Origin of the sequence: Oribacterium sp. C9 (assembly GCF_002007235.1) — a bacterium.
Lineage (GTDB): Bacteria > Bacillota > Clostridia > Lachnospirales > Lachnospiraceae > Oribacterium.
Window position 1 is genome coordinate 1 of sequence record NZ_MUHW01000025.1, and the last position, 11,651, is coordinate 11,651.

Annotated in this window: 10 protein-coding genes; all 10 read right to left on the bottom strand. The window is 42.4% G+C overall.

All coding sequences use genetic code 11. The annotated features are described in order from the left end of the window. Window positions 1-508: 508 nt before the first annotated feature. Window positions 509-1,621 carry a type I glyceraldehyde-3-phosphate dehydrogenase gene (gene gap, locus BXO88_RS13725; RefSeq protein WP_078038301.1) on the bottom strand — a complete coding sequence of 371 codons (1,113 nt, stop codon included), beginning with the start codon at window positions 1,619-1,621 and terminating at the stop codon, window positions 509-511. Between the two features lie 422 nt (window positions 1,622-2,043). Beyond that, window positions 2,044-2,418 (bottom strand): DUF4234 domain-containing protein, encoded by a 375-nt coding sequence (locus BXO88_RS13730; RefSeq protein ID WP_078038302.1) that lies wholly within the window; start codon window positions 2,416-2,418, stop codon window positions 2,044-2,046. A gap of 84 nt (window positions 2,419-2,502) precedes the next feature. Next, a complete protein-coding gene (locus tag BXO88_RS13735) occupies window positions 2,503-3,264 on the bottom strand; it encodes a MerR family transcriptional regulator (protein WP_206099997.1) in 762 nt (253 codons plus the stop codon). Between the two features lie 379 nt (window positions 3,265-3,643). After that, window positions 3,644-4,003, bottom strand: coding sequence for a NifB/NifX family molybdenum-iron cluster-binding protein (locus BXO88_RS13740; RefSeq protein WP_078038304.1), 360 nt, complete (start codon window positions 4,001-4,003; stop codon window positions 3,644-3,646). A gap of 646 nt (window positions 4,004-4,649) precedes the next feature. Next, complete coding sequence (locus tag BXO88_RS13745; RefSeq protein WP_168171722.1) at window positions 4,650-5,837, bottom strand: ROK family transcriptional regulator; 1,188 nt, start codon at window positions 5,835-5,837, stop codon at window positions 4,650-4,652. A 114-nt stretch (window positions 5,838-5,951) separates the two neighbouring features. Beyond that, window positions 5,952-7,292 (bottom strand): fucose isomerase, encoded by a 1,341-nt coding sequence (locus BXO88_RS13750; RefSeq protein WP_078038306.1) that lies wholly within the window; start codon window positions 7,290-7,292, stop codon window positions 5,952-5,954. Window positions 7,293-7,400: 108 nt separating this feature from the next. Continuing rightward, window positions 7,401-8,960, bottom strand: coding sequence for a tripartite tricarboxylate transporter permease (locus tag BXO88_RS13755; protein ID WP_078038307.1), 1,560 nt, complete (start codon window positions 8,958-8,960; stop codon window positions 7,401-7,403). Between the two features lie 12 nt (window positions 8,961-8,972). Continuing rightward, window positions 8,973-9,449: a tripartite tricarboxylate transporter TctB family protein gene (locus tag BXO88_RS13760; RefSeq protein WP_078038308.1), complete on the bottom strand. Its 477-nt coding sequence runs from the start codon at window positions 9,447-9,449 to the stop codon at window positions 8,973-8,975. Window positions 9,450-9,585: 136 nt separating this feature from the next. Further along, window positions 9,586-10,689, bottom strand: a complete 1,104-nt coding sequence (locus BXO88_RS13765; protein WP_078038309.1) for a tripartite tricarboxylate transporter substrate-binding protein — start codon at window positions 10,687-10,689, stop codon at window positions 9,586-9,588. Between the two features lie 138 nt (window positions 10,690-10,827). After that, window positions 10,828-11,646: a sulfite exporter TauE/SafE family protein gene (locus BXO88_RS13770; protein WP_078038310.1), complete on the bottom strand. Its 819-nt coding sequence runs from the start codon at window positions 11,644-11,646 to the stop codon at window positions 10,828-10,830. Window positions 11,647-11,651: the final 5 nt, after the last annotated feature.

Here is an 11,651-nt window from a genome sequence, read left to right on the forward strand (position 1 = left end):
TCATCCCGTTCAGAACTCACTAGCTTAGCTTGTTCTGTCCGTTATTCTTTACTGCGAATAAATTCGCTTGACCTCTTTGGTCGCTGAAAAATTCAAATTTCTTAGAATCTTCAGGGTCTGTGTATTAATCGATCTTTGATTTTCAAGGTTCTTTATGTGCTTTTCAGGAGAACTGTTGTTTAGCTCTCGCTGACAGCTTGTACACTATAGCAGTATTAATTTTCATTGTCAAACATATTTTGGTATTTAATTTAATACATAAAAAGGACTGCGCTTTTCCGATAGCTTTGCATCCCTGAGTTTCTTCCCGGGGAAATAACATATCTTCGAATCACAGTCCTTTTTGTCTCTATGTCTCTATATATGATACCAGTGTGAGCCTGATACAAATCGATATCGGCTTTTTACACTCGTCTCACTGTAAACTTTTCTCTATACTAACAGGTCGAATCGTGTATGGGATTTTTACATTCACGATTTCTGCAAAATATCATGCAGATATAATAGATTATTTCTTCTTTTCAACCTTCTTATCGGCATCCTGAACTGCAGGTACAGTCTTAGGCTCTTCCTTCTTGCCATTCTTTGCAGCCAGAGCTGCAGCCTTGGCATCCTTACGGGCAACATACTGCAGAAGATTGATGCACTGATTTGAGTAGCCCCACTCATTGTCATACCATGCGATGAGCTTTACAAAATTATCATCAAGCATGATACCTGCCTTAACATCGAAAATACATGTCTGGAAGTTTCCTCTCAGATCTGATGATACAATCTCATCAGTATTGTACTCAATGATGTCCTTCATCTCATGACGTGAAGCATGCTCGATAGCTTCACAGATCTCCTCGTAGTTTGTCTTTGTCTTGAGCTCTGCTGTGAGGTCTACTACAGATACATCATTTGTAGGAACACGGAAGCTGAGACCTGTCATCTTACCCTTAAGCTCAGGAATAACCATACCAACTGCCTTAGCGGCACCGGTTGAGGAAGGAATAATGTTGTTGAATACCGATCGTCCTGTTCTCCAATCACGTCCTCCATTGGAATCTACAGGCTTCTGCTTTGATGTTGATGCATGAATCGTAGACATGAGCGCACGCTCTATTCCGAACTTTTCATTGAGAACCTTTGCAAGAGGAGCAAGGCAGTTTGTTGTACATGAGGCATTGGAAATGATTCTCATAGATGGATCATAGGTTTCATTATTTACTCCAAAGACAAATGTCGGGAAATCCGGGTCCTTTCCAGGTGCTGTAAGGATAACCTTCTTTGCGCCACCCTTAAAATGCTTTTCACAATCCTCAAGGCGAAGGAACTTACCTGTTGACTCGATGATGTATTCAGCTCCGGTTGATGCCCAGTCAATGTTTGCAGGATCATCCTCTGAGAATACATGAATCTTCTTCCCATTGATAACAAGTTCGTTCTCTGTACAGCGTACACGTCCTCTGAATCTTCCGAAAACTGAATCATACTCCATCTGATAAGCCATACGCGCGAGGTCTGCATTTCTCAGATTGATAGCACATACTTCGATGTCATTGTCACGCTCCTCAAGAATTCTCAGGATAACTCTGGCGATACGTCCGAATCCATTGATACCAACTTTTACTAACATAATTACTCCTCTCTATTTCATAAAATCAACTATTCGGATTGTAGCACTATGAAATATATATGAAAACAAATGTTATTTTTCGGACATTTATGATTATTATTTATCATTCCTCATAATTTTTTAACAATTAGCTAGTGCACATTCCACAAAGCTCGATATTCCGTTATTTTTTGCGTTTTTTGTATACAGCGCAAACCATTTTCAACAGTGATTCGCCAACCAACGCGTTGTTTTTTGTATGCAAAAAAGTGCAGTAGAACTAAGATTTTAAGACAGAACCATGTGCTTTTGTAAAAGGCATAATACCCGCACGATGACATCATAAAAAAAGCTGCCTGAGAATGTTCTCAGACAGCTGTACGTATTATTCATTATATAAAGGTAAAATTATAACCAACCTTTTTCAAATCATAAAACTATTCTCATATATTGATCGTGATGTTTCCATAAGGTGTCAGCTCATTGAGCTCCGACTGTATGATCGAATACACTAGCAGATCCATCCCGAAAACAGAAAGAAGAAGGAACAGTATCGACCTGCTCTGATTCTGTCTGCCGACTTTCACGAATGTCTCATCAAGCTTTGTACCTGTACGATACAGCCAGTAAAACTTATAAATACCGCAGGTCACGATAGAAAGGAGAAGAACCATACCTGCAGATGTATCCTCTCTATGATCCGTCAGCTCATTTACATCTTTCGCTATACAATACTGCCAGTAAAGCATAAACAGACCGCATGTTACTATAGAAAGTAAAATCGATATAACTATATCTCTCTTATTAACCTGATACATATGTTTAATCCTCCAATGTAGCGTATAATCCGGGTGTATACTATCCAGACACCGTCAGCCAAAAAATACGACGCCTATCTATGATCATACTTCGCCTATATCAAATTCAAGACAGACAAGATCCTCTACATCTTCCTCCAAGCTGCCCATGATCTGATAAATATACACTTCACCTTCGGGATTGTATCCTATGTCCTTTATCTCGTCAATGATACTTTCAATGTCTCTGTATCCAATCTTGCGTCTCTTATTTTGTTTTCGTATAGTCCTGAAGTACCTGTGCTCCGGAATCTCTTCGGTTTCATCTTCAAATTCCTCGATAGGAGTAGTAAAAAGCAACGCATGTTCCTCCGGCCATTCATCACTCCTCAGATTCTCCTTTCTGACTCTGAACACCGAATGTGCAATGCCTCCATTATCTGCAAGGGAATTGTGTATATTGCCAAAGTTTTCATTTTTCACAACATAACAATAAGAGCTTCGACGTACTCCTATTTCATATGGAACCTCGTCTCTGACCATACTTAACAACTTTGCAGAATCTACCGCACTGTTTATCCTGGCACGAATCCACATTTCTTCATTTCTTAATCTTCTTATGGATTCCTCCAGTTCCCCTGTTGCAGCCTTTATATCCTGCCCTTTCATAAGCCGGGCTATAGTGCTGAGCGACATACCCATGGTACTGTACTCGTGAATCATAACTATCAGATTCAGATCATGGTCGTTGTATTCACGATAATTGTTACCTTTGTTTCTCTGAGGATCTATCAAACCTTTTTTCTCATAGAAACGAATCATATCCTTTGAAACCCCTGTCATCTGACTGGCTTGATTGATATTCATGGCCTTCATCCCCTTTTTTATACAATGCAGACCCCCTTTATTCTGCACCGTCCCTTGCCGCGTCTAAACCTTGTCCTCTTTCCGGTCAATGTTTACATAGCAGTTAAACCTTAAGCCATCTATACTCTCTAAATATTCTTAACTATACTCTATATTTTATATTGACTTTGGAATAGTTCCAACCTTTATTATTAAAATATGTAAAACCCTCAAACAAATATCTATATTCTAACAAAAATACTCATGACTCCCCCTAAAGTCATGAGTATTTTTGTTATAGAAGAAAGGAGCCCGTCCTGAAGACTGACTCCTTTGAAATTCAACCATCTGATTTAACGATACAGAATCGAACTTCAGTCAAAATAACAAGTCTGTTATCTCAAGCCAAACGAGCCTCTTCCATATCACAGTTTGCTGTACTCTCACAACAATCAAGATTTCCCTTAGCGAATTGTTCAGCCGCCTCATCACAGCTTCCATAAACGCCGTCAAACACTCTGATGCCTAATTGCGCAAGAGTCACCAACGCATTATCTTCGATATCTCCGCAAATCACTGCGTTAACACCTATCCTGCGAAGGATCCCGGCAAGAGCACAATGCCCCTGACCGTCCGTACTAGCAACCGATGAATCTATGATAACATTTTTCTCGATATTATAGAGCTTAAAGAATCTGGTCTCTTCAAAATGCTGAAATACCTCTTTGTTATCAGGATCATAAGTAACTGCAATAATCATAGTTTCATCACCCTCTTCTATTCAATTTTCTATACTTTTTTCGATCTGAGATCGAATTTTTCCGTTTTATGCAATCCGTGCCTTTAAAAAAACCCGAACCCACCGCATGAAAACGAATTTTATCATAATTATAGTTTTTATTTATATAGAATACAAGCCATTATTATATTTGGTACAGTTCTTTCAATCCACTTTGAATTTTAAATCTCTTTTCTATCATGTCTTACTGTAAACCCATCTTGATATATCATCTTTGGTAGATGAAGCCCCGGCACACACTGTCCAAACCTTTAAAAAAGGCAAAATAAAAAGGCGTGTACAAGACAAGCCCTTATCTTCTACACGCCTATGCCTACGTTCCATGCTTCGAACTTTGTGCCCATAAGCTTACTATAATATTCCCACCACCATCATGATAACCTACTTATAACAAAAATGCAACAAAAATCTTAAATTTTTTTCTTTTTTTGTCATCTTTTTGAAAGATTTAATTTTTATATTAGTTTGCGTAAATTTAATAGTTTAACGTGAGAAATACACAAAATATTTGATATCAAAATCTCACACTTAAATTATAAACATTCCACACAGCAAAAAAGCTCCGAAATAAGCTTCGAAGCTTTTTTGCTTTTGGTCTAAGATTTTCTCATGCTTTCAACTTTAAAATTTTATCATTGAAAACTATGGCAACCGCACCGATGGAGTCTTCATGATCGCCTAATGTGGATTTATTGATGAAATCAGAGTCTTCCAGATGATAACGTTCAGTAAAGACCTTCTTGAAGTTTTCTTTGATATACGGTAGCTCGAAAAGACTTCCGTAATAAATAATCTTATCAGGCGGCATGATCATGGAGGCGTTGTATAGCGCCAGCGCCAGCTTATCCATAGCCTCATAGAGTATCTTTTCAAGTCCGGGATCATGGATACCACCCCACAGTGAGATAGTATTCGGTGTTATCTTTTCTCTGTCACATCCTAAAGCCTTCCAGAGTTCCGGGGTCTCCGTTTCCGAAAAACATCCCCTGAGCTTTTCGGTAATGGTCCTCACAGAAACCATAGACTCCAGAGTACTGCCCTTTTCATCCAATATGATATGTCCAAGTTCAGGTATCCTTCCGTCCTGATTTCCATAAACCTTGTTGTTTATAGCGATGGCGGAACCAAGTCCGGGGCCCCACTTCACAAACACAAAGTTTCCCTTCTCTCTGCCTGCCCCGTAGATAAGTTCCGCTATGGCAAAGGCATTGACATTGTTCTCGAGAACCACAGGAATGCGAAGTCCTCTTTCCAGCTTTCTCCTGACAGGCACCGGCACATCCCATAGGCTCGTGATATCATCCTCCTTGAGTCTGCCGCTCTGAACATTACCGGGAACAGAGACACCTGCACCCAGAATGTCATCCGGAGTAAGCCCAAGACTGTCCATCAGCTCGTAAGCTGTGTCTATGATCTTCTCGAGATAAATCTCCGGCGGCAATTCAGTATCCGTGGCCAATGTCTTCTTCAGCAAACATTTGCCTCTCATGTTATTCACCGAGACCACTGTTATGTTTCGTTCGATACAAATACCCAGAATCTTAGTGAAATCCCCATCAAGTCCTATTCGGATCTTCTTCCGACCGACATGAGCTTCCTCTTCCATCTCACCGTTTTCTTTGAGAATGCCTATCTCCAAAAGCTCATTGCTTATCTGTGTTACGGCTGCGGCAGTAAGTCCCAACTGTGTTGCGATGTCCTTCCTCGCCATATCACCCTTATCGTTCAATAAACGGATGATCTTACTTCTGTTTTCTGATTTTACATCATTACTGTTTATCCCCGAGTACTTCATACCGTCCCCCACCAACAGACGAAAACCAAAACGTGACATCTTGTCATGAAGTGTACCACCCACTGATGCGCACACACAAGTGGATGATAGCCCAAATTCACTGATTTCTTATCATCAAAATCTGAATACTTCTATATTCAGCATATTGCCGAGCATCTCAAGTTCGTCAGCGCAGCTTCCGTAGGTCACAACATAATGTGGCTCCCATCCATCCTTAACTGCCTTCTCAACTATTTCCTTGGAATCATTTTCTGTCTTTACAACTATGGATGTTCCCAGGAACTGACGTGGCTTATCAAGAACAGCGCCTTCTGCGATAAAGAATCTGAACTTGCCGTTCTCATCTCTTCCTACTCTGAAAATTGTGGCATGCTCTGTGCTCTCGCAGCCAAACTCCATGGTAGGACCAAGCTTTCTGTTAGGATGTACGCCAACTACAGCGCCGGTATCCTTTCTTGCCAGATCACAGGAAGCCATTCCGCAATGCCAGAATGTAATGGTGTTCTCACCCTCATCAAGTGATACAGGATCGCCGAAGAAGCAGGATCTTCCTGTAAGCTTTGATCCGATATACATTGACAGAGCACCATAGGTATCGGATTCACAGCTTGCACTTACTCCGAGAGAGTTAAGAAGTGAAAGAACCGCACATACCGGTGTTCCGAAATCTGTAAAGAAATCCGGCCAGCAGCGTGAAGAAATGGCACCGATGTGATTCTCTGTCACATAATCCTTATATGCCTTGTAAAGCTTTGCAAAATCCTTTACGTTCTTCTCCGGTGTATTATCAAGTCCGACGATCTGCTTCTTTGCATCCTCGAGGTAAGGTGCACACTCTTCATCAGTATAGGACTTTGCCTTATTGATAAGCTCTCTTGACTCGATGGAATCAAGTGTTGCACCGAAAACCGATGTGATATCTGCATCCAGAGCTCTTCCGAAGCCAAAGCCCTGAGGTGTATGACCGATGGATACAAGCTTTAATCCCTTGAGATCTGCCTTGACTCTTGCTGCCTTGATAGCGGCTGCAGCCTTATCGATGATCTCCTTCTCTTCAGGTCCGCCGAACATATACTCGAACTTGGAATCCTTGCGGAATGCCTTGATACTGTTCGCTGCAGAGAAAGCACCTGTGAGTGAATTAAGTCTCAGTCTTCCACCATCGATAACAGGCTCTCTCAGTGTCCAGAGTAAGATAGGACATGAAAATCTGCGAAGTACCTCTGTTGCATATGCAGCGTTGGCAAAAGTAATGTTCTGTAAAACTATAAGATCCGGGTTGATCTCATCCAGGAACTCATTCAAAAGATCGATAGAGAGAAGCATCTCCTTAGGAACCACAACATCTTCTGTGATATCCTTAAGCATCTTTATTGATTTTTCGAACTGAATCTGTGCACTCTCTAAATGAAATGTTCCTACTCCGATAGGCACATAAGCCACCTGAAAACCCATTGTTATTTCCTCTTTTCCATTATTTAGTATTAAAATTATGTATTATTTTTCCGGAATGATGCCCGGGTCCGCATTTTACTTTTCAGACGGGGCATCACTCACTCCCCTTCAACAAGCCTCTTGAGCCTCAAGGTCGTTATGCATCTTGTTGATCTCTTCAGCCTGCTCTTCATTAAGGGCATCCACCTTCTTGTTGATTCGAAGCATTGACCAAACAAGGAGAACTGTGATCACAAGAATGATGAGAGATATAGGTCTCTTGAAGAAGATAAAGTAATCTCTGTCATAGGACATCATGGCTGTTACAAAGTTTGTTTCCATGATCTTTGCAAGGATAAGTCCGAGAAGAAGAGGGATAGCGTCTATCTCCATGATCTTCAGAAGATAACTGAACACAAGAAGTACAGCACAGAATACCATCTCCTTGAAGTTTCCTGTTCCTGCAAATGCTCCTGCGAAACAGAAGAGCATGATAGCTGGAGCAAGATAGGTGTACTTGACCTGAACCACCTTTGCAACGGCTCTTGTCATGACCTTACCTAAAGGCCAGAGGAAAAGGTTGGCAACGAAACAGCCAACGATAATTGTGTATGCCTGAAGAGCCTGCTTTGTGAACATGTTCGGACCAGGCTGCATACCGTGAAGGATAAATGCTCCGAGAAGAAGGGCTGTAACACCATCTCCCGGGATACCCATGGTCATGAGAGGGATCATAGCTGAACCTACTACCGCATTGTTTGAAGACTCTGCAGCTGCGATTCCTTCAAGTGAACCCTTTCCAAACTTCTCAGGATGCTTTGAAAGCTGCTTTGCCTGGTTATAGCAAAGGAACTGGGCAACACCACCGCCTACACCGGGCATAGCACCGATAAAGGAAGCGATAATTGTTGAAAGTGCTGTTGCCGGAAGGATCGACTTTGCCTCTGAAAGGCTTAAGCCCTTCTTATCGATCTTATTGGCATCTTCCATCTTTCCGCCGTTTACTTTGAACTCGGCAAGCTTTCCTACTACCTGCTTTAATGCTACGAGAGCGATCATGGCCGGAAGCATATCGATACCGAACTGAAGAATGGATACTCCAAAAGTAAATCTGGAAACGCCTGTTACAGCATCAACACCGATGCAGGCAATGAGTATTCCGAAAAGACCTGAAAGAATTCCCTTAGGAAGTGAATTACCGGAAACACCTGCAAGAAGTGAGATTCCGAGAACAGCCATTGAGAAATACTCAACTGATGTGAACTTTGAAACAAACGCTGCTATAGGAGCTGCAAGAACAAGAAGTAAAAGTGCTCCGATGATTCCACCGAAAGATGACGCAAAAAGTGATGTGTCAAGTGCCTGAAGAACTCTTCCCTTCTTAGCCAGCGGATAACCGTCAAATGTTGTGGCGATAGCCGAATTGGTTCCCGGTGTGTTAAGTGTGATGGCACTTATGGAACCACCGTACATTCCACCTACGTAAACCGCAAGGAGTGAAATGATAGCTGTACTTGGATCCTTGATTCCGTAAGTAAGCGGAAGGAAAAGGATGATTCCAAGTGTAACGCTGAGACCCGGTATACATCCGATGACCATGCCCATGAGCATTCCGCCGAATATAAATACCAGATTTCCTAATGTAAATACCGCAGCAAATGCGGAAGTAATATAATCAAAATATCCCATAACCATACCTCTTTAGATTATTCCCTTGAGTATTCCGGCCGGAAGATCCACATGGAACACATTCTGAAAAAGGAAGTAAACTACAACCACCATAGCCAGTGTATAAATGTAGATAAGCGGTTTTCTCTCACCCTCATACCATTGAATGGCACAAAAAATGAGCATTCCGGCAGGGATGAATCCCAGCGTCTTTGTGAGTGCAACAAACACTACCAGTGCGCCGATAAGAAGAAGCTCTTTTCTTTCGTTTTCCCAGACAAATTCATAAATATGCTCTTTATGGAAAACAAGGCTCTGTACGAGAAGTACTATGGAACAGATCAGTATACCGACCAGGCAGATACCCGGTATGATCCTGGGACTTGGTGCTCCTGAGTCCCACATCGGAAGTCTTACCTGTGTAGGCATTATCAGAAGCATGATGACTGAGAAAAGTCCCATTACGATACCTGCCAACAGGTTGGTTTTAATTTTTATTGTTTTTTTCATAAGAAAATCTCCAAAATAGACCAAAACAGCCCGGCACTGCACAAAGGCAATGCCGGGCAGCTCTTAAGTTTTTGACTTATTTATAATTCAATGAACAACAATTTATACTTGATAACGTGGATCAATACCTATTTAATCAGTTCTGACCGCTGAGAAGCTTGAATGCCTCTACAGCTGCCTTACAAGCATCCTCATAGTGCTGAACATCATCCTGTCCGTAGATCTCTGTATCGTTGAGCATGATGCTTGCGATGAAATCCTTGTATTCATCTGTTGCCCATACATCCTTGGCAACCTGAACAACTGCATCCTGCCACTCCTGTGAAGCACCCTTACGTGTTGCAAGAGAACCACCGGCTGGAAGGATTGACTTTGTGTAATCCTTTGATGCATCAAGATCAGCTGACTTTGCATCACCTGCAAGTGAAGGAACTGTTATATCACCCTGAGGTCCCTTGAAGCCCTTGAATGCATTCTCTGAGAATGCAAGTACAGGAATAAGATTACCTGCCTCAACGTCTTCCTGAGCAGCCTGTGTTGTTCCTACGAAACAGTCAACCTCGCCATCTGTAAGACCCTTCTTCTGAGCAGCACCGCCGTCGTAAGGTACTACCATTACCTTTCCGCCTTCCTGTGCAAGAAGTGAACCTAAAGCAAGATGTGGATCTGAAAGAGGATTTCCTCCGGACATCTTAAGTCCGCCGGTCTTTGACTTCTCGATAAGTCCTGCAAGTGTCTGATCAGGTGTTGTGTAAAGGATCCATGTTCTGTCGTCTACTGTTGCAAGTGGAAGGATCTCACTTCTGTCAAACTCTACAACCTCTGTATTGAACTGCTTTCCGAGATCATGACGGTAAGCTACGCCGTATCCGTAAACAAGAAGATCTGTTGTGCTAGGATCTTCCTGTGTGAATGCTGTAGCTGCTGCGAATCCGTCTCCGCCTGTCTGCTGCTCAACGATGAAGTTATATTCAGGATGAGTCTTTGTTGCTACCTCTGCGAACTTTCTTGCGATGATATCTGCAGTACCGCCTACACCGTAAGGACAGATAACCTTAACTGTCTCTCCGCTGCCTGTTGTAGCCTGCTTTTCCTCAGCCTTTGTCTCTGCAGCTGTCTCTGTTTTAGCTGCTTCTGTCTTTGCTGCCTCTGTTGTAGCCGGAGCTCCTGAGCTTCCGCATGCTGCAAGTAATGCAGCCATAGCTGTTGCAAGAATTCCTGCCAATAATTGTTTTCTCATAGTAACTTCCTCCTGTTTACTATATCTTTTTGTATTTTACGTGGTCCCTTCAGGACCCATAATTCAGTTGTTGTTTGATGCTGCATATCGCAGTTCCGATCAATGTATACGTTATGTTCAGCATCACTGCCATGCCGCTTAAAGAAGCAGCTTTAATCCCATGACAAAGAGCAGTACATAGCTCATTATCATAAATGTTCTCTGGCTCATCCTCTTATAAAGCATGGAGCCTATCTTAAGTCCCGAGAACAGGAACGGTGCTGCCACAAGTGCACTGAAAACCAGTGCAAGGTTCCAGTAGCCCGACCTGATGTCATCTACAAGCACCATACCGTTCAGAAATATCCATACTGTGGAAATCGTCGTTCTGAACTGGTTCTTATCCGGCAGCTTCTTCGTCAGATAACTGATGAGCAGTGGTCCTCCGCTGACAAAAATCCCATGTACAATACCGGCTACCGGAAGGAGCAGATACAGAAGCCTGTCCCTGAGATTTCCTTTTTCAGGATCCCCGGAGGTTTCCTCCCCTGCCTTTACATCCCCTGTGAAAGCAACAGCCTTTTTGTCTCCTTCTTTCTTACCGGCCCCGCTGTGCATCAGTTCCTTATACAGTCCATGAACAGAGACACATATAACGAAGATGCCCAAAGCGAGATACAGCATTTTCTCCCTGCCGAAGAGCTGATCCTTGATGAGGATACCAATGAGTATCCCGCATCCCATGATCACAACTATCTTCCAAAGTTCTTTCCAGACCACATGTTTTCTGTTTCCCAAAAACACATATATGCCGCTCGCTATACCAAGCACATTCAATATAGGCTTAGCCACCGCATATCCCACAAGCATAAGCCCGAAGGGCATGGCCAGCACAGTTCCTGCGAAGCCTGTGACTCCATGCATGATGTGAGTCAGAAAAATGGCCAGAAAGAATAAAATGTAATTTGTACTTAACATTTGTT

Excerpts from the sequence above, each read along its gene's own strand:
- BXO88_RS13755 (WP_078038307.1), bottom strand. The coding sequence starts at position 8,960 with ATGGGATATTTTGATTATATTACTTCCGCATTTGCTGCGGTATTTACA.
- BXO88_RS13735 (WP_206099997.1), bottom strand. The coding sequence starts at position 3,264 with ATGAATATCAATCAAGCCAGTCAGATGACAGGGGTTTCAAAGGATATG.
- BXO88_RS13745 (WP_168171722.1), bottom strand. The coding sequence starts at position 5,837 with ATGAAGTACTCGGGGATAAACAGTAATGATGTAAAATCAGAAAACAGA.
- BXO88_RS13750 (WP_078038306.1), bottom strand. The coding sequence starts at position 7,292 with ATGGGTTTTCAGGTGGCTTATGTGCCTATCGGAGTAGGAACATTTCAT.
- BXO88_RS13765 (WP_078038309.1), bottom strand. The coding sequence starts at position 10,689 with ATGAGAAAACAATTATTGGCAGGAATTCTTGCAACAGCTATGGCTGCA.
- BXO88_RS13760 (WP_078038308.1), bottom strand. The coding sequence starts at position 9,449 with ATGAAAAAAACAATAAAAATTAAAACCAACCTGTTGGCAGGTATCGTA.
- gap (WP_078038301.1), bottom strand. The coding sequence starts at position 1,621 with ATGTTAGTAAAAGTTGGTATCAATGGATTCGGACGTATCGCCAGAGTT.
- BXO88_RS13740 (WP_078038304.1), bottom strand. The coding sequence starts at position 4,003 with ATGATTATTGCAGTTACTTATGATCCTGATAACAAAGAGGTATTTCAG.
- BXO88_RS13730 (WP_078038302.1), bottom strand. The coding sequence starts at position 2,418 with ATGTATCAGGTTAATAAGAGAGATATAGTTATATCGATTTTACTTTCT.
- BXO88_RS13770 (WP_078038310.1), bottom strand. The coding sequence starts at position 11,646 with ATGTTAAGTACAAATTACATTTTATTCTTTCTGGCCATTTTTCTGACT.